This window comes from Marinagarivorans cellulosilyticus (genome assembly GCF_021655555.1).
In the GTDB taxonomy this organism is placed as follows: Bacteria; Pseudomonadota; Gammaproteobacteria; order Pseudomonadales; family Cellvibrionaceae; genus Marinagarivorans; species Marinagarivorans cellulosilyticus.
Window position 1 is genome coordinate 525780 of the sequence record NZ_AP023086.1, and the last position, 24567, is coordinate 550346.

The 24567-nt window shown below is 46.6% G+C and carries 17 protein-coding genes; 8 read left to right on the plus strand and 9 right to left on the minus strand.

The features are described from left to right. Nucleotides 1-533: 533 nt before the first annotated feature. Nucleotides 534-2069: a DUF1631 domain-containing protein gene (locus MARGE09_RS02020; protein WP_236985696.1), complete on the plus strand. Its 1536-nt coding sequence runs from the start codon at nucleotides 534-536 to the stop codon at nucleotides 2067-2069. 87 nt (nucleotides 2070-2156) lie between these two features. Here the strand turns inward: MARGE09_RS02020 and MARGE09_RS02025 are convergent, their stop codons facing one another. After that, nucleotides 2157-3920 carry a hypothetical protein gene (locus MARGE09_RS02025; protein ID WP_236985697.1) on the minus strand — a complete coding sequence of 588 codons (1764 nt, stop codon included), beginning with the start codon at nucleotides 3918-3920 and terminating at the stop codon, nucleotides 2157-2159. Nucleotides 3921-4009: 89 nt separating this feature from the next. After that, complete coding sequence (locus MARGE09_RS02030) at nucleotides 4010-5422, minus strand: conjugal transfer protein TraF (protein WP_236985698.1); 1413 nt, start codon at nucleotides 5420-5422, stop codon at nucleotides 4010-4012. Nucleotides 5423-5932: 510 nt separating this feature from the next. On the opposite strand from MARGE09_RS02030, the gene MARGE09_RS02035 reads away from it, so the two are divergent. The 3 genes from MARGE09_RS02035 to MARGE09_RS02045 all read left to right on the plus strand — a co-directional run bounded on the left by MARGE09_RS02035 (nucleotide 5933) and on the right by MARGE09_RS02045 (nucleotide 10113). After that, the gene (locus MARGE09_RS02035; RefSeq protein WP_236985699.1) at nucleotides 5933-6874 is read left to right on the plus strand and encodes a DUF6502 family protein; all 942 of its coding nucleotides are present in this window, start codon (nucleotides 5933-5935) and stop codon (nucleotides 6872-6874) included. Then, nucleotides 6864-8597, plus strand: coding sequence for a DUF5666 domain-containing protein (locus MARGE09_RS02040; protein WP_236985700.1), 1734 nt, complete (start codon nucleotides 6864-6866; stop codon nucleotides 8595-8597). The genes MARGE09_RS02035 and MARGE09_RS02040 overlap by 11 nt, the downstream gene beginning before the upstream one ends. A gap of 397 nt (nucleotides 8598-8994) precedes the next feature. Next, nucleotides 8995-10113 carry an HD domain-containing phosphohydrolase gene (locus tag MARGE09_RS02045; protein ID WP_236985701.1) on the plus strand — a complete coding sequence of 373 codons (1119 nt, stop codon included), beginning with the start codon at nucleotides 8995-8997 and terminating at the stop codon, nucleotides 10111-10113. A gap of 62 nt (nucleotides 10114-10175) precedes the next feature. Here MARGE09_RS02045 and MARGE09_RS02050 read toward each other — a convergent pair whose 3' ends face one another. From MARGE09_RS02050 to MARGE09_RS02060, 3 genes are all read right to left on the minus strand, one after another. After that, the gene (locus tag MARGE09_RS02050) at nucleotides 10176-11831 is read right to left on the minus strand and encodes a glycoside hydrolase family 16 protein (protein ID WP_236985702.1); all 1656 of its coding nucleotides are present in this window, start codon (nucleotides 11829-11831) and stop codon (nucleotides 10176-10178) included. A gap of 332 nt (nucleotides 11832-12163) precedes the next feature. Next, nucleotides 12164-13360 carry an AraC family transcriptional regulator gene (locus MARGE09_RS02055; protein WP_236985703.1) on the minus strand — a complete coding sequence of 399 codons (1197 nt, stop codon included), beginning with the start codon at nucleotides 13358-13360 and terminating at the stop codon, nucleotides 12164-12166. A gap of 132 nt (nucleotides 13361-13492) precedes the next feature. Then, nucleotides 13493-14242, minus strand: a complete 750-nt coding sequence (locus MARGE09_RS02060; protein WP_236985704.1) for a TSUP family transporter — start codon at nucleotides 14240-14242, stop codon at nucleotides 13493-13495. A 193-nt stretch (nucleotides 14243-14435) separates the two neighbouring features. On the opposite strand from MARGE09_RS02060, the gene MARGE09_RS02065 reads away from it, so the two are divergent. After that, a complete protein-coding gene (locus MARGE09_RS02065) occupies nucleotides 14436-15629 on the plus strand; it encodes a transposase (protein ID WP_236985705.1) in 1194 nt (397 codons plus the stop codon). A gap of 36 nt (nucleotides 15630-15665) precedes the next feature. On the opposite strand, the gene MARGE09_RS02070 is transcribed toward MARGE09_RS02065, so the two are convergent. Next, nucleotides 15666-16616: a LysR family transcriptional regulator gene (locus tag MARGE09_RS02070; protein ID WP_236985706.1), complete on the minus strand. Its 951-nt coding sequence runs from the start codon at nucleotides 16614-16616 to the stop codon at nucleotides 15666-15668. Nucleotides 16617-16717: 101 nt separating this feature from the next. Here MARGE09_RS02070 and MARGE09_RS02075 point away from each other — a divergent pair, with 101 nt between their 5' ends. Next, nucleotides 16718-17617 carry an NAD(P)-dependent oxidoreductase gene (locus tag MARGE09_RS02075; RefSeq protein ID WP_236985707.1) on the plus strand — a complete coding sequence of 300 codons (900 nt, stop codon included), beginning with the start codon at nucleotides 16718-16720 and terminating at the stop codon, nucleotides 17615-17617. Nucleotides 17618-17696: 79 nt separating this feature from the next. Here the strand turns inward: MARGE09_RS02075 and MARGE09_RS02080 are convergent, their stop codons facing one another. Next, on the minus strand, nucleotides 17697-18107 hold the full coding sequence (locus MARGE09_RS02080) for a DUF805 domain-containing protein (protein WP_236985708.1): 411 nt from the start codon (nucleotides 18105-18107) through the stop codon (nucleotides 17697-17699). A gap of 1036 nt (nucleotides 18108-19143) precedes the next feature. Here MARGE09_RS02080 and MARGE09_RS02085 point away from each other — a divergent pair. Further along, nucleotides 19144-20070: a type 2 periplasmic-binding domain-containing protein gene (locus MARGE09_RS02085; RefSeq protein ID WP_236985709.1), complete on the plus strand. Its 927-nt coding sequence runs from the start codon at nucleotides 19144-19146 to the stop codon at nucleotides 20068-20070. An 82-nt stretch (nucleotides 20071-20152) separates the two neighbouring features. On the opposite strand, the gene uxuA is transcribed toward MARGE09_RS02085, so the two are convergent. Continuing rightward, entirely contained in the window at nucleotides 20153-21349 is a 1197-nt protein-coding gene (gene uxuA, locus MARGE09_RS02090) for a mannonate dehydratase (RefSeq protein WP_236985710.1), read from the minus strand. A gap of 404 nt (nucleotides 21350-21753) precedes the next feature. Between uxuA and MARGE09_RS02095 the strand changes: the two genes are divergently transcribed. Then, complete coding sequence (locus MARGE09_RS02095; protein ID WP_236985711.1) at nucleotides 21754-23292, plus strand: malectin domain-containing carbohydrate-binding protein; 1539 nt, start codon at nucleotides 21754-21756, stop codon at nucleotides 23290-23292. 505 nt (nucleotides 23293-23797) lie between these two features. Here MARGE09_RS02095 and MARGE09_RS02100 read toward each other — a convergent pair. Continuing rightward, on the minus strand, nucleotides 23798-24499 hold the full coding sequence (locus MARGE09_RS02100; protein ID WP_236985712.1) for a FadR/GntR family transcriptional regulator: 702 nt from the start codon (nucleotides 24497-24499) through the stop codon (nucleotides 23798-23800). Nucleotides 24500-24567: the final 68 nt, after the last annotated feature.

Sequence of the window (24567 nt, forward strand, 5' to 3'; positions counted from 1 at the left end):
TTTTGAATAGAGAATCGCTTGAAGCTGTTCGCTCTAGGCCCATTCGTAAGTTAATAAATGATCTAAACTTGGGTTTCTAAAAAGTTAGACCGTAGAATACAAAAAATTTCACATCACTTGCAGAAACACTTATAACGCAGAGGCGTTTTTATTTCCAAATTATTTAGGCTGTTATAGCGGCCAATGAGTGTGCTGTAATTTCGATGCTTTGCTTTTATTGATTTAGGCTTGTACTTTTTTAACTCTCAGTTGTGGCGGGTGAGTACGTTTGCGTGTGCATTAAATAATTTGGGGCCAGGTAATCTATCTCGGGGAGGTTCTTTTATGAAGTGCGTCAAACTTTGTGGTTTGTGGGGATGTTAATGCGTGGCACAAATATCGCAATGGTGTAGATTAAAACGGGCGTTTTAATGCAGGGCAGTTTACTGCCCTTGCAAAAAGGGCTACCAAAGGTGCTAAGGGCTACGTGTGGCAGTGTTCTATAGCGCTTAAGTTCTGGGTCATTTATCGCATAAAATAGGTTTGAGGTGCATATGCCTGTTTCGCAAGAGAGCATTCGGCCACTTGATGGGGCAATTATTGACTATTGCTGCGCTTTTTTTGGGCGTACATTAACGTTGTGCTGGCAGGATCTTCCTGTTCAGCAGCGTGGTAGTCGGCAAGTATTGTTAAATTTAAAAGATTACTTTTTAGCGGCATTAACGCATGATTTTTTAGGTTGTATTAGTGCGATTGACGAGGTGTGCGATGCGCCGCATTGGGGAAGCCGCCAAGATGGCGTGGAATTTCTAGATGCATTAGAGGCGGCATTAGTGCGCCAGTGTACAGAATCTTGTGCTGTTTCTTTGTTGGAAATTCAGCAGCACTTAACCGCAACCTCATCCTACAATACATTAGCCTTCGACCCACGCACGATTATGGCGTTTGTGGTGGCTGCGGTATTAAAAAGTAAGCTCGAACCTAAAGTGGGAAGCGCATTGTGCTATGCCTTTATTAATCGCTTAGGGTTAAGTATTGGAGTTTTCTATAAAACATTGGTTGATGTACTAAAGGGCTACATCCCTGACGATCAAAACCAAACAGCAAGTGAGCATGCACTTGGCTCTAGCACTAGCAATAATATGCACGCGCCCCCTTTGTCGGCTAGAAATGCCGGGGAGCCAGCAGGGCGAAGTGAGATTAATGGCCTAACAGGATATATACAGCGCTTTTATACCTCCAATTTATACACTCAATCCAACCCGCCTTATTTGGCAGCATTGTTTCAGCATATTTATGCGGCGCTGCTTTGTTATATTCGCGATAGCTGTGATGAAGTGGAAAAAAAATCCACGATACTGCGTCAGGTTTTGCAAGAGTTATACAGCCTTACCGAGTTAGAAAATAACCTATTTTTACAACCCAATAAAATCTTTGACCGAATAACCGAGCGGCTCAACGAGCCAGAACCGTATTTGTGTCGAACCTTAAACTATGTAAGTGAAGAGCTTTCGGCTTTTAACCGTTTGCATAGTGCGCGGTATGGTGTTGCTAGGTTATCCCTTGACGAGCAACCATTTGAGCATTTTGTTGAAGATGATAACGAATTCGCGGAGCTTGAATTGGACCTTCAAAATAGGCCCAGTGATTTATTAAATTTACAAATGGTTAAATCTGTACTCGAGCAAGATGCTTTTTCTGGCGCACAGAGCACCCATCAGCAGGCGTGCATCACAAATGTTTTTCAGCATGTAGAGCGATTAATTAACCAAGCCTTGATGAACTGCTCTGCTGGCGAGGTCTCTCATTTTATAGATCGTTATTGGCGCCATGCTCTATCGGTAACGGGGCTGCGCGAGGGGGTGGATAGTTTAGCGTGGTGCGATGCTATAGCATTACTCGACGAGCTTTGCTTGGTACAAGTAATGGCCGCTGTAGATGAAGATATGCAAAGTATAATTATGGAACGCATGCGCGAAATTGATAAGCACTACCTAAGTTACAACGACTTTTTAGAGCGTGAAGAATATTTACAAGGCGTTGATGTGATTGGGTCCCAAAGCTCTCTCGGTGTGACATCTCGGCATTAATTTTTTCGCTAATATTTAATAAAAAACGCTACTAACGTTGCCGCAAAGGAGCATTTAAAAGTTAAATGCCCCCTTTCGATTAGTGGCTTATAATCCAACCCGTGAAGGTAGGCGTTGTTCGCAATCTTTTGCATTCGTTGGAATAGATTGTGTTTGTTCGGCAAAGCCGGCTTCACTGTGCCATACCCTAATTTCACCGTCGTAATCAAAACGAATTTGTTGGTAGTTTACGCCGCTAATGGCGGTTTCGCCGGCGGGTTTCATAATGGCTTGGTAGTTAGCACCTAAAAAGTCAAAGGTTAAGAGTAAACTGTAAGAGCTTGGGTTTTCGGCGGTGGCGCCTAGTAAGCTCCAAAAGCCATTTAATACTTCGCCGCGGAAATTCCCTTCACCTAAGCGCGTTTGACTGGCGCCATCTATGTATTTGGCGCAGGCAATAATACTGCCCGATAAACCAGAACCGCCAGCAGTAAAATAAAGCTCTAGCTCTATGTCATTTAAATTGTTGGGTGCGAAACCTAAATCTAAATCAGAAATTTTAAGTTGTTTACCACCTAAATTGGTAAAGGCGCTGGCGTCGTCGCGAACCCGTGCGGCATTGGTAATGTCTTGTGCAGTTTCGAAGTCGCTGCCGGTAAAGTCGTTATTGGCTAGGGCGTTAATGTCTGCTTGATCATCACTTAGGGCGACGCGCAAGGTTTCTAATTTGGAATCATTTCCTGGGTCTAAAAAGAAACTAAATGCATTATTAATATCGGTGTCGTTTTCTGCTCGTTCATTCACCGCTTTAATAACAACGGCTTCGAGCGCACGCGCATTACCCAATACTTGGCCTTGGTCCATCGAAACATCAAGTACATTTAAAAGCCGGTTAACCACCGGCGGAATTTGCGCGGCCAGTGTTGCCGCGCGCGCGTGTTTATTCGGCGCATCGGTCGAACCCATATCCGATGGCAGTGCAATATCTCGCTGCGTGTAAATGGCGCGAATGCGATCTTCGGCATTATCCAAAATACTGATCAGCTGGGTGTTGTCTGTGAGTGTTGTATCGAGGTTTTGCTCTGGGCGGGCTAAGCTTGCCGCTAGGCTTTCGTAAATCGATTGGCTGGCGTCGTTGGGCATGCCGGTATTGTCGTGCATGGCTTCATAGTTATCGTCAATGCGGTCGCTCAGTACGGTGACTGTTTTATGCAGTTTTATTGCTGTATTCAGCAGGTACGAGTGCACCTCGCCATTGCCAGCGCTATTGAGGTAATCCACATCAAGGTCGCTAGGCTCGATACCGAGCGCATTTAATACATTGCTTGTGTCAGTGTTGTCCTCAATTGAGGTGAGTAGTGTCGTAATGGGTGAAATAACGGTATTTTTAGTGTCGCTGTCGATGCGGGCATCTATACGGCGGCTCAGCTGGCCAATAAAGGGCTCGCCAGTGAGTATGTCGTAGCCGCCATCTATGCGAATAACAACATCAGAGAATGACGACACCGTATTTAGGCAGTATTGCTGTTGCTCGGGCTCGGCATCGGCTGCGCAGTAGTTGGTATCGGTATTCGGGTTGTAGCCGTAGTAGCCCTCGTCATCGGTAAATGCATAAGGCTCCCATGGGTCTCGGGTGGCATTGTTATTGGTGTCGATAAACACCTTAGAGCGTGCGATATGACCATCGATGGCGACACCGCTAAAACTATTATTTAGTGTTGAGGCGTGACCGCGGTCTTGCTCGCCGCTACCACCACATGCGCCCAATACCAAAGTTGCACCCAATAATACGGCAGTGGCCAACGGCTTACGTGGTAGTGAATAGGGCAAGCCCTGTGCTGTGCGTTGTTGTGCGTTGTGTTGTGTCGTCATGTTTCGTACCACGTTGTGCTTGGTGAATAGACACGGGCCTTAGCCGGTGCTTTAAATCGTTATTGCCCTTGCTACTTAAAACTTGCTGGCTAAAACCGCTCCTCAAAGCTCAGGGCAAAGCCTACGCCTCGAGGCGCTTTTTCGTCGTCTACGATGATGTCGTCGAGTGCCATGTTGAAATCTAAATTGACGATGCCGCCAAAGGTAATGCCCAGGCCTAAGTAGCTAAGCTTAGAGCCGGCTAAATTTTTGCTATAGCTGCCGCGCAAACCTGGAATCCAGTAGTTACTTGGGTGGTAGCTGGTCGAGGCGGCAAACCATTGGTTCTCTTGGCCTACGGTATCGTCGTAACTGGCTAGCTCAGCAGAGGCTGAAACCAGCCAATTACTGGCAATAAAATAGCTGCCATCGACGGTAATAACAGGGTTCTTTTTGTGGGTTTCATAGGCTTTAATATCGCCTTTGTCGGCAAAATAGCGGGCGGCAAAGCAGCTGTTTTGCTGTGGCCCACTAGGGTATTCCTCACAGTTAACTCCAACTGCTCCGTAATCGAACGAGGGTGCGTTTAGGTTGGTTAGCGAGGCGCCTAGCCGGTAGTTAGGGGCAGTCCATACTGCGCCAAAGTCTAACCCTATGCTGGTCGAGCGAATGCGGTTGTTTTTGTATTCGTCCTTTACAACATCTTCGATGTCTTGGTTGCCTAGCGAGTCCAAGTAAAATACTTGCTTGCTTAGTTCGAGATCATAAATATTAAATTTGGCGCCCCAGATCAGCTGGGTGCCTTCAGTGCCCCAAAGGTTCTCGCCGTATATTTGGCTGTAGCCAACGGCAAGTTTCTTTTGTAAGCCGCTTTTTATATAAGCTGAAGTATTGGTAGCAAAGGTGGTTTTGCTGTCGTCGTAAATGAGTTCGTCGGCTAAAACGCTTAGGTTAATCTGGCTTTCGATGTTGAGCTCAAACATAATCGTGCCCGGTAAAAAGCCAGGCCGCCAGTACAGCGGGAGCGGTGGAACATACGTGCCTGCGGTGGTTTTTAAATAGCCGTCGTCCCCGGCTTGCTCAATAACTGCGTTAAAGCGGTCGAGGGTTTCGTTGACGCTATCTTCTTCGGCGTTGTTGGGGTCGTCCAAAATGTCGATAAGCTCGTCAATGTCGTCTACGAAGTTGTCGACTTGGCCTAGCTCGGTACTGCTCGATAGGCTAAAAAAATAACTCATACGAAAGCGTTCGTCTGAATCAATCATTAATTCGCCCATTGCTGGGTTGTGCATACCGCTATAAAGCGCAAGGTGGTTGGCGCTTTGCCCAGTGGTAAAAGCCTGCGAATGGTTTAGCAGGTTGCCGCCTGCATTTGCGTTTGGCGCAGCAATAGCCGCTAACAACCCTGCGGTTAATAATGTGCAAGCGCCATAGCGCGCAATATTGTGAATTCGTGCCGTGGAAATATCTGAGGATAATATTGAATAATTATTGACCGGCTTAAGCTTCGGTGGTGTTTTCACGAATGACTCCTTGTTTATTGCACAACAGCGCTGGCCGCGAATACCCCAAGGGGCCTTTAATAAAAACACTAGACAAAGAACAGGCCTAAGAACGAGCAGAATGGCTGTATATATCAACAAAATCTGGAGTGGGAATTGTTTAGTCCTGAAGGGAGCTGTTAAGAATTAAGTGACCTAAAAAGGATATTTTGATGTTTTTTTAGGCGTCATTAAAATGTCTGAAAATGTGACGTTGATGTTGATTTCAGCGTCATGACGTATTTTCGTCGAGGGGGAACTGGCAGAAAATGGTCGCCGGTCAGGGCATGCAAAAAAAGTATCCTTATTTGTAACAATGTGCCACTTTTTGCGTTACGGGTATTAAAACTGCGAGATAGTTGTTGCAAAACAATATAAAGACTTAACAAAAGTGGGTGTTGCACGCACAATAAACGCTTTTGCGTGTGATTTTGATCATAATTTGAACAATATAACTACTGGCCAGTTATTATCTGGGGTAATATTTCCCACATGAATTCCAACAACATTAAACAGCTCATTTTGTCTGCCGCCCGAACGATGATTCGGCCGGTAGTTCGAGTACTGATTCACAACGGCGTGACCTATAGCGAGTTCTGCAAACTGGCTAAGGCACAGTTTGTTGAGGTGTGCGCTAACGACTTTGGTTTGCAGGGGCGCCCAACCAATATGTCGCGTATTGCCACAATGACGGGTATCGACAGGAAAGAGGTTAAGCGCGTTAAGGATGCGTTAGAACAGAGAGACCCGGTTGCCGAAACACAGCACGCCCAAGACCGCCTAACGCGAATCCTGAGTGCGTGGCACCAAGACCCTAATTACTTAAACGATAATGGCGAGCCTGTCATTTTGGCTGCTGATATTGAATCAGAACGCTTGAGTTTCCCAGGCTTAGTAAAGCTTTATGGTGGCGATATTCCTGTAAGCACCATATTGAAAGAATTGGTCGGCAGCGGCTGCATAGAAAAAACCAGCAATGGCGATTTGCGTGTGCTTAAGCGATTTTATGTGCCTGCTAATAACAATCCTGAGTCTTTGCTGCGCGCTAGTTCTGTATCGAGCGAAATCCTTAATACCATGTTCCATAACCTTTACGTTGTTGGTAAAGAAAAGCGTGCCCGTCCCCGCTTCGAGCGCCGGGCTAGCAACAATGCCATTCCGGCCAAGCAAGCCGCTGCTTTTGAGCGTTTTGTGGAGCAGGAAGGGCAAGCGTTACTTGAGCGTGTGGACGCTTGGCTTACAGAGCATGAATGCATCATAGAAGAGGGTGACGAGCCCCGCGACGACTTGGTGCGAATGGGCGTCGGGGCTTACATGATCCAATACACCCAACAAAAAAATAAAAAGAATAGCGGCACAAAGAAATCGAAGCAGCCAGTAGTGCAAAACGATGCCGAAGAGCAAGGTTTACAGGTGGAAGAAAATGACGAGTAGGTATCGATTAAGTTTATCGATCATGTGGCGCTTATTGGCCTTAGCGGCCTTATGCTTTGCGCTAACGGCGTGTGGTAGCGGTGGTGACGATGAGGTAGCGGGAATTGATGGCAGTGGTGCGCCTGTAGATCCTGTTGCGCCAAGCCCTGAGCCGCCTGAATTACCACCCATTCCGCCTTTACCACCTGAGCCCGAAACTGATATTACCGTAGCTGCACAAGGTACTATTAATGGTTTTGGCAGCATTATTGTGCATGGCGACCGTTATGATACAACGCATGCAAAATTTTACCGCCACGGGCTGCCCGTACCCGAAAGTGCGTTTGAAGTTGGGGATATGGTCGCTGTAACCGGCTACACATTAGACGGAGTGCTTTACGCCAAAGATGTATTTTTTGACCCCGTACTAAGCGGCCGCATTGAACAGTATGACGAAGTCGCCGGCACTTTCACTATGTTAGGGCAAACGGTAAGCCTTGATGCGGATACCGTTGTGGGCGGCGAATTGAATGACGAGGCCTTGTGGGGGCGCAATGTAACCGTGAGCGGTTGGCAGGGCGATAGCCAAATTGTGGCAACGCGCATTGCGTTAAACGATCGGCCAGAGGTTACGACAATACGCGGCCATGTGAAAAGTAACGATGCAAATTCTATGGAAGCATTTATTGGCGAGGTGTGGGTGGACTACTCGAATGTCGCCAACGTGCCATCTATGCAGCAAGGCGATATTGTGTTGTTTGAAGGCGAGCTAATAAAGCCCGAAAACGGAACTCGTTATTTACGCGCGACTATGGCTGTGAATATCTCGGTGACACTAAGCGCGAATGAAGTGCCGTTAGAATCTGCAGTAGTGGCTGGTATTGTGCGCAACATTGCCTCTTATCAGCGCTTTTGGGTTAATGGTGTTGAAATAGCACTAACCGAAAACTCACAAGTCGAGCGCGGTGGCGTCGGCGACTTAGCAAGCGGCCAGCTGGTGATTGTGCACGGTGCGCCAACTGCGGCCGATAAAATGGACGCGCGAAACATAAAGATTATCGATTTTGCCAGCAAGTTGAGCTTTACCGGCGCTATCGAAATGATTGATGCCGATAGCCAAACGATTACGGTTGCAGGCCAGGCTTTTGATGTTGTTGCGGCGACTAGCCTTGCGGATTTACAGCAGGTTCATTCGCGCTTAACGCTTGCTGACTTGCGCCTTGGCGATTATGTCGTTGTAAGCGCCGTAGCGCACGAGCAAGGGCACGAGGCTCTTAGTATTAAGCGCACTACACTGGGCGTAAACGACCGCAAATTTGATGGCACCGATGTTGTAATGTACGAATGGGGGTTCCCGCTAGGTAACCCGAGTAATATCGAGGGGGAAAACTTACTGTTTTCCGGCCGTTTGCACGCCGCGCATCCTGCGATGTCTACGCTGGAAATCGGAAGCTTAGACCCCAGCGACGAGAAAATCGTTGTACGCATAAAAATAGCGGAAGAAAACTACTCTAGGGTATTTGAGGAGGCCAATGTACGAGCTGAGTACCAAGCCACGTTAGATCTGCTCGATAAGCTTTACGAATTCTTGGCGCAAGGCCGTACCGTCTGGATCAACCTACAAGGCGACGACCGCCGAGCCACTGCTGGTATTGTATTTGCCGATAAACTGCATTTTATGGTGGATCGTGAGGGGCCGTTTATTGACGGTGACGCTATCCCCGCTGAAGACGCCGCACAATAGCACCTTAGTTTGCGGCGCCGTAAATTAAAAAGCCCTTCGCGAGAGCGAGGGGCTTTTTTGTATATGCTGTCCTTGTGCTGTTGTGCCGTTACCTGTGTTCTTACCTATGCCCTTAGGTATGCCCTCAATGTCATTAACATAGCGGCAGCCGACAATTTTTCTGGACTCGCTCAAGCCAATCCATGGGCGCTCCGCACGCGCTCCCGGCGCGTGAGGGTCCTGAAAAATCACCGCCTACCGCTTAACTAGCCTTAAGTTAATGGCATTGGGTATGCCCTTACGTATGCCCTTACGTATGCAAAGTTACGGCGGTAACTCTCGCTTGTGCTGCCGGTTGTGTGTCTATACTGATTGAGATCCACTCATAAAGATGCAATTAGCTGGTAACCGACTGCCGATGTTAGATGACGAAAGTAAAAAAGATCTATTAGAAGCCTTTGAAGACTTGCATATTGAAGTGGAGGCCTGCCTTGTAGATGCACTGAATGGTGTTGAGGCGAGCGGGCAGGGTGCGTTGCTTAACCGGTTGTTCCGGGCGATACATAATGTCAAAGGTAATGCCGGCTTGATGGGGGTGCAGCCAGTTGTGGATTTTGCACATGTTATCGAAGAGGTGGCAGAGTCCCTTCGCTCGAATAAATTCGATTTGAGTGAAAAAGTCGCAGAGGCACTGCTTATAGCAATGGATCGGCTGCGCGATATTCACGAGCAAGAACTACTCGATAAGCGCTTTGATAACCTTTGTATCGACGAGCTTAAAGCGTTGTACCACGCCTTGGCTGTAGCCGATAAAGATGCGGCTTGCGCTGTGGCGCAGCAAACGTTGCAGTTTTTGGGCGCAGGGGTAGCAGACGAGCATGCGTCGTTATCGGCAAGCCCGATTGTCAGTAATGACCAGCATATATTGCAGTTAGGGCCCTGTGCTGATTCTGACCTGCAAGCGCGCGACCTCGCGTTTTTTCAGCACACCGCTTTAGCGCTAGATAACCTAGAGCCCTCGTGGTTTGGCCGCAGTATTCAGTTATATGATTGGGCCATGAAAATGAATGAAATTTCGGGCAGGCAAGTCGACGAGACGCAGTTTGCTGCGGCTATTTATTTGCACGATTTAGGCATGAGCTTTGTACCGGCCGAAATTGCTGGCAACCGCTTGTATGCCAACCCCCAAAGTCACGATGCGGTAAGAAATCACCCCGATTGGGGTTATCAGTACTTGGTGCGCATGCCCGGCTGGGAAGAGGCCGCCACAATTATTCGCGAGCATCACGAGTGCGTTGACGGTACCGGTTACCCCAGTGGGCTTAAGGGCGGAGATATACACCCTGGCGCCAAAATATTAAAAATACTCGATAGTTTTTTTGCATTAACTAATGGCTGCGTTGATGTAGGGCGCCGCAGCTCTACTGTGCGTGCGGTATCGGCCATTAATGCACGAATTGATACCGAGTTTGAAGGCTTGTGGGTACAGTGTTTCAACCACATGATTCGAAAAGAATTGCGGCTAGGTAATATATAGGTCTACATTGCGCTAGCAGCCCCGTAGCTTTCAGTTAGCCTAGGGCTGCTGCTAATCGTACGCTATTTGGTTACCGTGACATTGTCGACTTGTAAAACGACACCCGCTTGATTACCGGAAAGCGGTGAAATAACAAAAGGCGCGTTCACTTTACTGACATCTAAGCCTGCAGTGGCTAATTCGCTCAGTGCTATTTTGTAGTGCGTCCAAGTGTTTAGTGCGGGGTAGCCAATATCGTAATCTCCCGAGGTGCAAGGCCATACGCAATCGGCGCGGAAGATAAGGTTATCTTTAACAGCGCGAGGGTCGGCGGTAATGCGTAAATCAAACTCGACAAAGTTAAACCCGCTTAAGTCCGCTGTTGCGCTTGATTGGTAAAAGCCAATGCCGGTATCCGTGTTAAACGTTACTTCTCCAACGGTGCCATTGGCGCCGCCAGCATCCACAACGCTATAGCCTAGGTTACCTTCTGCACTGTATACACCCCATACATAGGGGGGCGTTGTTGCACCGTTAAATAGGGCAATGTTATCGCCGCTGGTATCAATCGGTTGCGGTGGCGTTACCCCAGGGTTTGCATCAAAGTCGTCGTCGCGGCTGGCGCAGCCTTTACCGGTTTCTATATCTTTAGTGCACTGGTAAACGCGCACGTAATCAATTTGCATTTCTTGAGGGAATGCCGATTCATCAATGCCGGTGTCGTTAACTTGGCCTGCCCAATTGCCGCCAACGGCAAGGTTTAGCAAAAGGTGGAAGCGTTGGTTAAAGGGCGCGTCGGGCTCTGTTAGTGCGGCGGCAGAATACCAGCCTGCGCTTGTCTGGGTGGCAAAGTGATCGCCGTCAACATACCAGCGTATTTCGCCTTCTTCCCATTCTACGGCGTACTCATGGAAATCGTCAGCTGGGTCGCCTTCGCCAGGCAGTACATACTCGGTGCCTGAGTATGTGTTGTTGGGCCAGTTATCGCCAAAATGCAGGGTGCCATGAATGCGGTTCTCGCCACCGACTTTAAGGTTAACCGCTTCCATAATGTCGATTTCGCCAGAGCTTGCCCAGCCGCCAAATACCCAGTCGGTAGGCAGCATCCAAATGGCAGGCCAAGTGCCCTGGCCATAAGGAAGCTTGGCGCGCACTTCAAAACGGCCGTACTTCCAGTCGCCTTTTAATGCCGAGCGCAAGCGGCCAGAAGTGTAAGTGCCGCTGCCGGAGGTGTCGTTAGGATCGTAATTGTCAGCATCGTCGTGGGTGGCTGGGCCTGTGGCATTTTCGCGAATGGCTTTTAGGTGCAGAATATCGCCATCAACCCAAACATTATCTGGGTCTTCTACATAGCATTGTGCTTCCGCATTGCCGCCGCCGTAACAGTTCTTTTCGTAGCTCCATTTGGTGAGGTCCACTTCATTGGTCGAAAACTCATCGTTCCATACCATGCAATACCCCGTGGCCAGTGGCTCGGCAATGCAGGCACTGGCCGCGGCACTGCTGTTGTTGGCGCTACTGATATTGCTGGCGCTACTGATACTGTTAGCACTCGACTCGGCTTCACTGCTGGCGCTACTTAGCGCAAGGCTCGAGCTATTGCCTGTGGCAGAGCTGATATTTGCTGTACTGGAGTGGTCATTGTTGCCACCACTGCAACCTGCGCCAACGGCTAGCGCTAATACGGAGGTGGATAACAAACGGGTGCTGGTTGATACATCAAGTAATTTTTTATGCATTCTTCTGGACTCGATAGCAATGAAGTGGATGAGTGTCACGCTAAGTACTGGGCGCACCTTGCGTCGACGCCGCTAAGTGTGCCGCGGGTAATTAACCCTTTCGCCCCAGAATACAGGTTTTCATGTACTGACACGTGCCGACATCCGCAGTAGACGCTTAGTGGCACGTAAAAAGAGCGGCAGCGGGCTTAAATTGTGATCAAGTTGGCGTGGCTTTTGTGGTGGCCGCTAGACAATATTTTAAAGGGTGAAGCAGCTCGCATTTTGGTGAACGGAGTGTTAGCCGCGGCGAAAATGACTACGCGTTGCGTAAAGTAGTACGCAGCTTGGCGTTACTGGTGAATGTTTTGATTGCGAAATTGCGTGGGGGTCATTTGGGTGTATTTTTTGAAAAACCGATTAAACGCCGACTTACTACTAAAGCCTGCTTGGTCCATCACTTCTAGCATCGGTAGGGTGGTTTGCTCGAGCAGCAGTTTTTTAGCGCGCTCTACTCGGTAGAAGTTGATAAATTCAAAGAAGTTTTGTTGGTAGTGTTGGTTAATAACGCGTGAAACCTGCCTTGGTGTACAGGCCAGTTTATTAGCTAGCTGGTCGAGTGTGATTTCTGGGTCTAGATAAACTTCGTCTTGCTCTATGGCGCGGCTGACGGCGTCAATATGATGCTGCTGGAGTTCTTCGGTAGCGGTGCGCTTAGGTAAAGGTTCGGCTTCTGGCGCGGCGGTGCTATTTTCGGGTAGGTTGGGGGCTTGTGATGAGCTTATCCCTTGCACAATGTTGGAATGTATTAGGCTGAATATCACCAATACCGTGGCGAAAATAAACTTAAAATAATTGCCCATAAGGCCCATCGTACTAGGGATATTTCCCAGTGCTAGGTGGTGAGCCAGTTGTGCTCCTAGCTCCCAAAAAAATAAGAACAAAAAGCCGCCAATCAATATTTGCAGCCACGACCGGCTAACCTTATCGAGGTTGGAGTGGCTGTGAACAATTTCGACTTTATAGCGTGTTAATAGTCGGTAGCTGAGTAGCCCGTAGCTTAGTATGGATAAGTGCTGGGCTATTAACAGGCCCCGATAAAGCGTATTTTCGTAATAGATGTTGTAGTTGTTGATGCCAGCGTGCAAAGCGCTTTCGCCAAGGGTGCTAAGTATGGCCCACAGGTAAAGGGGGAATATGGCTAGCGGTGCGAAGTGCCATGCGGTTTTGGTGTTGACGGTAAAGTCGGTATAAATCACTGACCGCGTATAAAGGTAAAGCAGCGGTCCCTGAGCCAACAAGCCAAATTTAAAAACAAAAAATAGCGTGCTGGCATCGCTGAATAAGGCCTGTTTTAACGGTGCAGACCAGTAAATTAAAGTATCCAATGCGGCCAGGCCAAATACCAATATGAATAACGCCAGCAGGCTATTGCTGCTTCTTTTGCCGCGTTTAACGGCCAATAAAATACAACTGAATATCAAGCAGTTAAAAATAACGAGCAGTAAGGCGATATCGTTAAAATTAAATAAAACGAGATGGGTGGTCATACGCGTATTGAATATTTGGCTGAAGGGGCGGCTGTTAATGGTACCGGTTTGAGCTGGAATGTCTATGGCAAAACATTGTTCTGGGTCGCATGGCGCTTAATGCTACAGCGATCAGTTTTTTCGGATGTGGCGCTAAAGCCACCACACTTTGATTAAACCTAACAGGCTGATAAACGCAAGAATAAAACCAATTACACGCTTAAATAAAATGGTATTACGCAAAATGTATTCGTGTGCTTTTAGCCCTAAATAGTGCCCAGCTGCGGCTACGGGTAATAGCAAAATGGCGGTTTGCCATTGTAACGCAACGCCAATAGCCCAAAACACCGAAAGCTTCAAGCTCACAATCACAAACCATGTGACAAATAAGGTATTACGCAATAACGGCGCACTTACATTGCGTATAAATACGGCGGCAATAAGCGGTGCGCCGGTTAATGAGGTGCCTGCAACATAACCACCTACTGCCAATAAACAATGATCAATAAATTGGCTATGGCTTTGCACCGCAATATCAAACAGCCACAACAGTGAATAAAGCAATGCAACGCCGTAAATAAAACTGAGTAGCCAGTGTGTTGGTAGTGTAATTAAACCGGCTATGCCAATTAGGGTGAAAGGTAAAATGATAACCATCGATTTTTTAAGGTATGCGGTGTCTACCTTATTAATACGTGTACGCAAGGTTAGAGCGGAAAAAAATAATAAGTGCAAACCAATAATCGGCATCCAAAAAATAGCTTGGTCATAAACAAATAATAATAGCGGCAGCCCCAACGCTGCCCCACCAAAGCCTAACCCGCTGCGAACAAAACCGGTCCATATAAACAATAAGGCAATGCACATTAATTGGTAAAAGCTAAAGCTTTGTAAAACGTCCATTAATACTCACTAGTGATTTAAGTGTGGGTTATAAAATTACAACACTTCGGACAGTTTTAAGCACCCCAATAGGCCCAAAGTAGTCATGTCGTGTCGGCAGGAAGGGAATAGAGTTTCGCTATGTTATTAGGAGTCATGGATAAATTTTGAGATAATTTGGTTTCTGACATCAAACAACCCACAAGATTTACCCATGACAGACCTAGTAAACACTATTTTCAGTTTAATGCCTAGCATCAATAAGCCTCAACGTGTATTTATGACTGGCCTGCTTGCCACATTGGTTGTATTTCACGGTCGAGCGACTTTCAGAAATATGAGTCGCTATAGCGATATGAGTGAGAAGCGATTCGCGCGTTGGTATCGACGAGAATTTCCGTTTGCGCAATTCAACACGGAGCTTCTCTTGCATTCATTGGGGCGGTCGCAGGAAAATATTGCAGCCATTGACGCTAGCTTCATGAAAAAGTCAGGTAAAAAGACAGAGGGGCTAGGCTGGTTTTATAACGGTGCTCAAGGGGCTAGTGAACGAGGACTAGAAACGTCACTCATTAGCGCAGTGAATATTAAAAGCCATACGGCTTACTCGATTGATGCGCGGCAAACCATCGATACAGAAGGTAAAACACGCACTGATCTTTATGCTGATCATGCTGCCGATATGGCAGATGAATTGAAGCGTTTAGAGATTCAGTATCTAGCCGCTGATTCATTTTATAGCAAGTATAAATTTGTGAACAGCGTTGTGAATGCAGGGCTGCACATGGTCGGCAAGCTACGAGTCGATGCAAATTTAAAATGGCTTTATCGGGGAGAATACTCGGGCTGCGGGCGGCCCAAACAATACGAAGGGAAAATCAATTTTGAAAATGATCTATCGCGCTTTCAGTACATTGGATCCTATGAAAGTAACACTGAAATATACAGCGCCATCGCGTATAGCGTTTCATTGAAGCGTGAGGTACGTGTAGTGCTTCTTCGATCGTCGGATTCAGCTGTATCGACAAGAGCGATATTGTTCTCGACAGATAAAAATTTAGACGCACTGACATTATTGTCGTATTACAGGGCTCGATTTCAAATAGAATTTTTATTCAGAGATGCTAAACAATACACCGGCTTGACACATTGCCAATCACGCCGTTCGGAGGCCATCAATAATCAGGTCAATGCGTCATTAACGGCTCTCAATCTATTAAAAATTGAGGATAGAGATAAAAAACAAACGGCTGAGAAAACGGTCATATCGATAGCGAGCTGGAAGCGACGAAAGTCCAACCAGCATCTGCTCTCAAGAGTTTTTGAGAGGTTAGGTGTAAACCTGAAATCGATTAAAGTCTGTAATGTGTACGAGGAGCTGAGTGATTACGGGCTTATTGCTTCATAAAACTGTCTACAGTGTTGAAAATTAAAGTATTGTGCGTTAACGAACGCCCGCATTATGGTTTGGTGTGGTGGTGTATTTAGCTGGTTGCAGCATAGGATCTGCTGCAAACTCTGCGGCTAAGAAGTCAATCATCTCGCGTACTTTAGGGGCTAAGTAATGCCGGCAAGGATAAACCGCGCTAATAGGTTGGGGGTGTGGTTGCCAGTCTTGCAGTAGTGCGACCAAATCACCATTTTCTAATTCGCTATCCACAAAGTGCCAAGTGGGAACATAGCCAATACCTAGCCCTTGAATAATTGCAGTGCGTACACCCTCTGTATTGTTTGCGGTGTAGCGGCCTTGTATAGGAATGTTAATGGGCCCTTGCGGTGCATTGAAGCGCCAATTGGCGCCAGCATTTAACCGGCTATAGACAATGCATTGGTGGCGGCGAAGGTCGTTGGGCGTTTGAGGTGTGCCAGCCTTGGCTAGGTAAGCTTTGCTAGCGACAACAATTCGGCGTGTGGTGCCTATTTGGCGAGAGACCATATTGGGGTCGGTAACTTCCCCGACTCGAATAGACAAGTCTATTCCCTCTTCGATTAAATCACTGAATTGGTCATTCATGCGTAAATCAACGGCAACATTTGGGTTGTTGGCCATAAATTGCGCTAATCGAGGAATGATATGTAAGCGGCCAAAAACCACCGCACAAGACATGCGCAGCGTACCGCTAGGTTTACCTTTGCGCTTGCCAACAGCATCTTCGGCAAGCTTTAAGCTTTCTAGGCTTTGTAGCGCGTGCTGATAAAAAATATGGCCATCATCGGTAAGCGAGAGCGAGCGGGTGGTGCGGTGAAAAAGCCGACAGCCGAGGTGTTCCTCCAGAGCTGCAACTTGGCGAGAAATAGTAGGCTGCGAACTATTTTGCTCAGCCGCCACGCTGGAGAAAGAGCCCGCTTCTACAACGCGCGCAAAGGTTTTGATTTGGGATATTAAATCGGACATTCAATATATTCGAAAATTGAATAAATGCTATGCAATGTAACCAACTTATCGCCCGTAGGCAAATGAATCATAGTGCGCCCTCATTGTGTTGGTGCGCTGTTATGCCGCTGGCGCTATCGATCATTCACTCGTTGGAGAATACCGTGAGTAATATTGCTTTTTTAGGCCTTGGAAATATGGGGGTAAGAATGTGCCAACACCTGCTAGATGCAGGGCATCAAGTAGTGGTTTGGAACCGCACGGCGGCTAGAGCCAAACCGTTGCTTTCGTTGGGGGCAACCATGGCGCTAACGCCAAAATTGGCAGTGGCAAATGCCGACGTTGTATTTTCAATGCTGCGCGATGACGCGGCCTCTAGCGAGGTGTGGTTACACAAGCAGCAAGGGGCTTTAATGGCTTTAAAAGCTGAAGCATTGGCCGTGGAGTGCTCTACAGTTTCTGTAGGCCACTTTGATAAATTGGTTAACAGGTTTGAGGCGTACGGGCGAGACATTATATGCGCGCCGGTAGCTGGGTCACTGCCGCAAGCCGAGCAGAAAAAGCTCATCTTTTTGGTTGGTGCTAGCCAAGCGCAATTGATGCGTATTCAGCCGTTACTTAATGTTATGGGGGCAGTTGTTCATCATGTTGGCGAGGGCAGCAGCGGTGTAGTGCTAAAGCTAATGGTAAATTCTTTGTTGGGTGTGCAGGTTTCGTTATTAGCAGAGTTGTTAGGCTTTTGCGAAAAATTCGATGTTAACCCGAGAAAAGCCATGGACATTCTCGCTCAATTACCGGTAGTAAGCCCTGCGCTTGCATCGGCGGCGCAAGGCATGCTGGCAAAAAACTTTGCGCCCAATTTTCCAATCGATTTAGTGGCAAAAGATTTTAAATTATTATTAGCCGATGCAGGGCAAGCCATTAAGCTACCGGTGACTAAAAGTACCGGTGCGGTATTTACGGCGTGCTGCGAAAAAGGTGGCGGGGATAATATTACAGGTGTTTATAAGTGCTATATGTAAAAAGGCAATAGCGATACAGCGCTATTAATCATAGCGGCGACCCCTAAAAAGAAGCCTGTGCCGCTATGATTACAGCATTCTAAGCTTCTGGCGGCCCAAAACGGTTAGCGCCATCGGTTCCGGCTAGGCAGCCGTTTTCAACGAATGCCCAGATAGGGCCAATCACAGGAATAAGTGAAATTAGAATAAACCAAGCCGACTTGTCGCGGTCGTGCCAGCGTTTTGCCTGAATAGCCAGTGATGCCCATATTAGCGGGATGTATAAAATAACAAATACTCCTGCGATAGCATCTTCGTTAATACCTAGTGTGGCCAAGAGAAACATGAGCACGAATATGGCTACAAACATGCTCAGCAGGTATTTCCAGTAAGTTGCGCGTCTAATGCGGCCCTTAAAAGAAAGTAAAATTTCCTTGGGCGTTAGTGATACGGCCTCACCTGAATCGCTGCTAACATCTGAATTTGGTGTCTCGTATATATTTTGTGTCACTACCTATTAACTCCTTTTGGTTATTGGGTGTCTCTAAAAATGTACTTTTCCCGCGAGAGCAGCTTACAGTTTTTTGCTCCTCGACGGCGAGTTCCCGCGCCGGGAACGCCCATGGATTGGCTAGAGCGAGTCCAGAAAAATTGTCGGCTGCCGCTAAGTTAATTACATTGCCACGGATGGAGGAAGTGCAGAAAGTTGCCAGTAGCGACTTCTGCCCTTGCCCTCACAAAAAATTACTATTTTTAGATATCCCTTATTTGTGTGTCACAGAGCATCAACTTGTTGCTGTATGGTTTAAGCACAAAGGCGTGATGCACTGCTTTCTTTTGAATAAGCCTCGCGTATACCACGAGATGGTTTATTCAAGGTTACATTATGGTTGGCTCTGTTAATTCTGTACACAAGATGTGTAGATTAATTGCAGGTATAGTGGATTACAGCTCAGAATTTTCCCCACCAGTAGAGTGAGTGTGGAAATAAAAAGAGTGCACATAAGGTATACGTTAAGCGGCCGGTATCCAGAAAATTTTAGTGCAACGCTAGAAATGGTGCTATAGAAGCGGTGAAGTGATCCTGGGCCAAAGGTAAATGCAGCGTTAGGGTAAGGTGCGGCATACCAACTGGGCAGCTCTGAAATAACATAGCCTTGTTCGAGAATCCAAAAGTTAAACATCGTTCACATTCCTTTACTGAAATTAGTCGCCAAATACTGCAGTAGCTTGGTGTACTGCTAAGTTAAAATTAAGGGCGGCTCTAAAAATATGCTTTAACGCCACAAGAGTGTATGCACTAATACCTTGGGGTGCTGAACTATGTTGATTTTGGCGCCTGTGCCGTTTGGTGCTCTTAGGCCCGTAATCGGTCTTATGGCTTGTCATAACTAATGTATTAAAGAATGGCTTTGTTATTTCTTTCGGAAATATGTATGTAGTTAGATCACGCCTAATAATGCTGTTTAGTCTCGATAGCCCAACGAGTATTTTCCTAGTTACTTTTCGGCTATTATTAAGGAATGTTTTCGCTGACGCCTCCCTTAATGTTACAGCCTCTATATCGCTTTTACTGCAAAGCTTTTTGGCCATTATTGCTGCCTGTGTATGTGGTATGGGGGCTAGAGCCTGTTATTGCGTCTCAAGGGCAAGAAAAGCGCGCTATTTTTGTAAAGTATGCTAATAACCAAGAAGATGATTATTTTAAAGTTAGAGATCAATATTTTATAGATTTACTCAATTTGGCGGCTAAATATTCAGACGTCAAAATCTCTTTAGTGCCTGCGAGGATGACCAATCAAGTCGAAAGTCGCGTTGTGCTAAGTGTAGAAAAGGGTGAGCTAGATGTGCATTGGTTACATACTAATGCACATCTAGAGTCGGAACTTCTGCCTATTCGCATCCCTTTATATAAAGGCCTAATTGGCTGGCGCTTAATGCTTATTCGCCAAGAGGATCGCGATTTGCTTAAAGGTATTGCTTCGGTGGATGCCTTAAGGCAGTTCCCAGTACTACAAAGTTTTGATTGGCCGGATACGCCTATTTTGAAAGCCAGTGGTTTTGAAGTTGAATCGTCAGTAGATTTTAGAAGCCTATTTCGTATGTTGCGCTACGGTCGAGCAGATATGTTTCCGCGTTCGATCGTGGAAATTTGGGGGGAACTTGATGATCAATCGGGCTTGGATTTAATGGTTGATCCATACGTTACCCTACATTACCCAACGGCGTATTACTTTTTTGTAGCTAAAGGCAACAAAAAACTACGCGACCTATTAGCGCAGGGCTTAACGCGGGCAATCGAAAGCGGAGACTTTGAGCAGCATTTTCAAAAACACTTTTCTGCAGTTATTAAAAAAGCAAAGCTCACAGAGCGTACTTTAATCTCAATTAAAAACCCAAACTTGCCAGCATTAACGCCCTTGGATAAAAAACATCTATGGTTTATTCCAGAGAAAAGCACCGTAAAACCATAAATGGTAAGTAGCGGTTACTCACCATTATATTTAAATTGACGTAATGCTTTGTATGGCAGCGGTGCGTGCTACTTGCAAACGTCTAAAGCGCGTGCTGATGTTTGTGTAATACCTCGAGTGTATGAATAACGCCACGCAGCTCGGCTAAACCTTTCATGCGGCCAGTATAGGAATAGCCGGGTTTTACGCCTTCGGTATTGAGCTCGTCCGCCATTAAGTGGCCGTGGTCTGGACGCATAGGAATAGAGCAATCGCTTTCGCCTGCACTTGACCTTCGTCGCTCTTCGCACAGTAAGGCGTTAATAAGCCCGACCATATCGTTGTCGCCATCTAAATGATCAGCTTCGTAAAAGGAGCCATCTTGTTCGCGTTTTACATTTCGCAAGTGAACAAAATAAATGCGGTTGCCAAATTCGTTGGCCATGGCGGTTAAATTATTATCACCACGGGCACCGTAAGAGCCTGCGCATAAGGTTAAACCGTTGGAGGGGCTTGGCACGGCATTAAGCAGTTTTCTCGCATCTTCGGCGGTAGATACAATGCGCGGCAAGCCAAATAACGAAAACGGTGGATCGTCTGGGTGAATGCACATTTTTACGCCAACGCTTTCAGCGGCGGGAATAATCTCTTGTAAAAATAAAAATAAGTGCTTGCGGAATTGTTCGGTGCCTAATGCTATAAATTGTTGAATGGCTGCGCGAATGGTATCGCGGGTGTAAGAGCCTTCGCCGCCAGGTAAACCGGCAATAATATTTTTTTCTAATAAAATCTTTTCGTCGTTACTCATAGCACTAAAGCGAGATTTGGCGCGGGCCAATACATCGCTAGAATAATCTTGCTCAGCTTTTGGTCGTTCCAGTAAATACACATCGTAGGCGGCGAAGTCGGTCATTTCAAAGCGCAAGGCTTGGCTGGCGTTTTTTAGCGTGTAGTTTAGGTTAGTGCGCGTCCAGTCCACTACCGGCATAAAGTTATAGCAGATGGTTTTAATACCTGCGTTACCCGCATTAATAACGGACTGTTTGTAGTTTTCGATATAAGCCTCGAAATTACCGGTTCGCGTTTTTATATCGTTGTGCACCGGAATGCTTTCTATAACCGACCACTCAAGCCCAGCGTCTTCAATTTGCTTTTTTTGTTGTGCAATATCTTCTGCTTGCCATAGCGCCCCTGTGGGCACTTGGTGCAATGCGCTAACAATACCCGTGGCGCCTGCTTGTGCGATTTTTTGTAAACTGATGGAATCACTAGGGCCGAACCAGCGCCAAGTTTCTTGCATGGTGGTGTTCCTCGTAAAGTCGAAAGTGGGGCTATTCTACCTTAGCTGAATGACCTATGTGCGGCAGAAATAATACCGAACAATAAAACTGGCGGTATTAGTCCTTTAGGGTGTCGAGTTGCTCAATAACGGGCTATTCCAAAGCTTGCACAGGCTGTGGGGTATCCGTTTTTCCGACATAAAGCCGCGAGACATCGTGTTCCTCGGTAACTGCTTCTCGACATTCCGCACTTGCTCCAATAAAAGGCTTCCTACCTCTGTCCTTGCTCTCACAAAAAATTACTATTTTTAGAGCTGCCCTATATTAAATACGAGCAAGGCGTAATCTATGAAATATGTCACACTCCCATTTTCATATTCATCATATGATATGGTAAATATTGACATCGTCGTGAGATAGCGCCATGAAACAACACGGGCAACACTTTTTTAACCCTAGGCTAGTATTTTTTATGGCCGCAATTATTGTTGCCGGTTGCGATGGAGGTGTAGAGTCTTCTTCCGAGCATAGCCAAAGCTCTACGGTAAATATGCCTGTTAGTTCGTTAAGCAGCGCACAAAGCAGTGAGGAATCTAGCCACTCTGCAGAGCATAGCTCTGAAATTAGCAGTGAGCAGTCCTCATCGGCGACGGTAGAGGAATCTTTTGTTTATGCGATAAATGCAGGGAGTCAACAACCTGCTCGCTTGGGTGGCATTGACTATCAGCCTGATCGGTTTGCATCTGGTGGTACCACGTTAGCTGTAACGGACTCAATAATGGGCGCCGCTGATAGTACTCTTTTCCAGTCAGAGCGTTACGGCGAATATACTTACAATATTCCTGTGTCAAATGCGAATTACACTATCGTTTTACATTTTGCAGAGCTTTACCACACCTCAAGCGGCGAACGCTCGTTTGACGTTAATGTTGAAGGTCGACAAGAATTATTAGAAATTGATTTGTTCAGTCTGGCTGGGCATGACGGCGCATATAACCACCGCGTTGAGGGAATCGTTGTTGAAGATGGAAACCTCACCATTGAATTAATTTCACGAATTGATAATGCCACGCTGAGCGGGTTTGCTATTTATTCTAGTAATGGTGGCGCTTATGAAGAGCCGCCAGAACCACAGTGCACACAGGCGCAAAGAATGCAGCCTGCAGTGGTTAATTATGATCAAGCTATTACAAATCAAGCTCAGAAGAACCCACCTTCCGGAGCCTTTGGTTACGCTATTGAGCATGCAACGCAAACTTTACCTAACCATACAATTTTTAGGCCGGCACTGGATGGTAATACAAAAATTCCAATTGTTGCTTGGGGGAATGGTGCTTGTTCAAACGTAGGTACGGAGCAAGCTGACTTTTTATTAGAAGTAGCATCGCATGGCTACCTTGTTATTGCTAACGGCGGGCCTTTTGGTTCTGGTAGTAATGATCAGCATGAAACCGAGCTTGTTAAAGCCATCGACTGGGCTATTGCAGAAAACAACCGCCAATGTAGTCAGTTTTATCAAAAGTTAGATGTTGAGAAAATCGCAACCATGGGGTGGTCTTGTGGTGGTGGCATGGCTCACTATGCAGCGGTAGATCCTCGTGTTGATACGGCAGTTGCTTTAAATAGCGGCATCGCTATTTTTGGTGATAGATTTGATTACTACCCTCGGTTTCATTCGCCGCTAGCCATATTTAATGGCGATCAAAGCGATGTTGCCTACAACCCCGGTCTTCAACAGTTTGACGAAGTCGATAATGTTCCCATTTACCACGCGAATTATCCCATTGGGCATGGTGATGCGTATTTTCAGGATAACGGTGGTGAGTTTGGCATTATTGCAGTGGGTTGGCTTAACTGGATGCTAAAAGATGATCTCTCCAGTTCTGGCAAAGGTATGTTTATCGGCGACAATTGCCGCTTATGCCGCGGGCCATGGAATGCTAAGCATAAAGGCTTTGATTAGAAGGTTAAAATTTTCTGGCTTTAGATCTCAAGGCGATCGGTTAATTAATGTATCGCCCTGCAATGGATTGGCTTGCCAATTTTTAGGATGGTAGCTCCCCTTAAGTTACAGTCCCATCGACCCTGATAATTGGGGTCATTTTCCCGCTTCTTTTGAGGCGGGCTTTTTTAATATAGCCGTAAAAGCGCGCTCGCCATAATTAGCTGCCTTACCATTCCTCTGCTTTTACAATATTTTTTGCGATGGCCTTGTGATGCATCTTGATTTTACTTCGCTGATATTGTTTCAAAGCAACGGCAGGGCAAGTTTTCAATAAAGGGGTATCAATAAAAATTTAATGTAATTATTCAGTCATGCTCAAATAGATCGGCAAACTGACCATTTTCTGGGCCGCTCAAGCCATACTTTATCGCTATGCAAGTGTTCCAGGCGTTTGAATGCCCAGAAAACAATCAATTCGCCTTTGGGATGGCCATTATTTCGCACGCACCTGAATAGTTACAATTTAATTGTCATTAAATTTTTTGTCGAAGTCTTGCCTTGAATCGAGCAGTAAATTCCGCACGGCTTTTTCGGCAGCGCTTCTTTTTCTGGCGGCAATAGCTTTGTATACCTCTTCGTGCCTTTTTAGCGCGGCTTTATGAATGTCTTCGTGCCACGAGGTTAAACTGATAGATACCGCCAGAGCATTGTGCAGCGTATGCCCGATGTAACGAATGACATCGTTATGAGTAGCATCCAGAATGGCTTGATGGAATCGGATGTCTGGTTCAATGGAGTCGGCTATTGTAGCGGCAGATTTCATATCGAAAAACGCGCTGCCAATTTTCTCTATATCCTCTTGCGAGGCTTTGTCCACAGCTAGCGCTGCTGCGCTTGGTTCTATCGCTAACCGTGCCTCAAATAGCATGTCGAGAAATTCACCTTCTGGTAATGCTTGGGTCACCCAGCTTAATACGTCGCTATCCAGTAAATTCCAACGCTTCTTGCCTTGTACAATGGTGCCGACTTTCGGCTTTGATACCAGCAGCCCTTTTGCAACTAATGCCTTGGTAGCCTCCCTGACGATTGGCCGGCTTACGCCATACTCATCGCATAGCTCAGGCTCGATGGGGAGCTTTTCCCCTTCTTTATAGTGGCCTTCAATAATCCGTTGTCCAAGCGCGTCAATAGTTTGTGCATTCAAGTTTTTGGGTTTTAAGTTCATGCTATGCTTACTTCGTCAAGATGCTGTTGGCAAATAGTCATATGATAGCGTAAAAATGTGGTAGCAGC

Excerpts from the sequence above, each read along its gene's own strand:
- uxuA (WP_236985710.1), bottom strand. The coding sequence starts at position 21,349 with ATGCAAGAAACTTGGCGCTGGTTCGGCCCTAGTGATTCCATCAGTTTA.
- MARGE09_RS02065 (WP_236985705.1), top strand. The coding sequence starts at position 14,436 with ATGACAGACCTAGTAAACACTATTTTCAGTTTAATGCCTAGCATCAAT.
- MARGE09_RS02045 (WP_236985701.1), top strand. The coding sequence starts at position 8,995 with ATGTTAGATGACGAAAGTAAAAAAGATCTATTAGAAGCCTTTGAAGAC.
- MARGE09_RS02070 (WP_236985706.1), bottom strand. The coding sequence starts at position 16,616 with ATGTCCGATTTAATATCCCAAATCAAAACCTTTGCGCGCGTTGTAGAA.
- MARGE09_RS02020 (WP_236985696.1), top strand. The coding sequence starts at position 534 with ATGCCTGTTTCGCAAGAGAGCATTCGGCCACTTGATGGGGCAATTATT.
- MARGE09_RS02035 (WP_236985699.1), top strand. The coding sequence starts at position 5,933 with ATGAATTCCAACAACATTAAACAGCTCATTTTGTCTGCCGCCCGAACG.
- MARGE09_RS02100 (WP_236985712.1), bottom strand. The coding sequence starts at position 24,499 with ATGAACTTAAAACCCAAAAACTTGAATGCACAAACTATTGACGCGCTT.
- MARGE09_RS02085 (WP_236985709.1), top strand. The coding sequence starts at position 19,144 with ATGTTACAGCCTCTATATCGCTTTTACTGCAAAGCTTTTTGGCCATTA.
- MARGE09_RS02095 (WP_236985711.1), top strand. The coding sequence starts at position 21,754 with ATGAAACAACACGGGCAACACTTTTTTAACCCTAGGCTAGTATTTTTT.
- MARGE09_RS02075 (WP_236985707.1), top strand. The coding sequence starts at position 16,718 with ATGCCGCTGGCGCTATCGATCATTCACTCGTTGGAGAATACCGTGAGT.
- MARGE09_RS02040 (WP_236985700.1), top strand. The coding sequence starts at position 6,864 with ATGACGAGTAGGTATCGATTAAGTTTATCGATCATGTGGCGCTTATTG.
- MARGE09_RS02025 (WP_236985697.1), bottom strand. The coding sequence starts at position 3,920 with ATGACGACACAACACAACGCACAACAACGCACAGCACAGGGCTTGCCC.
- MARGE09_RS02055 (WP_236985703.1), bottom strand. The coding sequence starts at position 13,360 with ATGACCACCCATCTCGTTTTATTTAATTTTAACGATATCGCCTTACTG.
- MARGE09_RS02050 (WP_236985702.1), bottom strand. The coding sequence starts at position 11,831 with ATGCATAAAAAATTACTTGATGTATCAACCAGCACCCGTTTGTTATCC.
- MARGE09_RS02060 (WP_236985704.1), bottom strand. The coding sequence starts at position 14,242 with ATGGACGTTTTACAAAGCTTTAGCTTTTACCAATTAATGTGCATTGCC.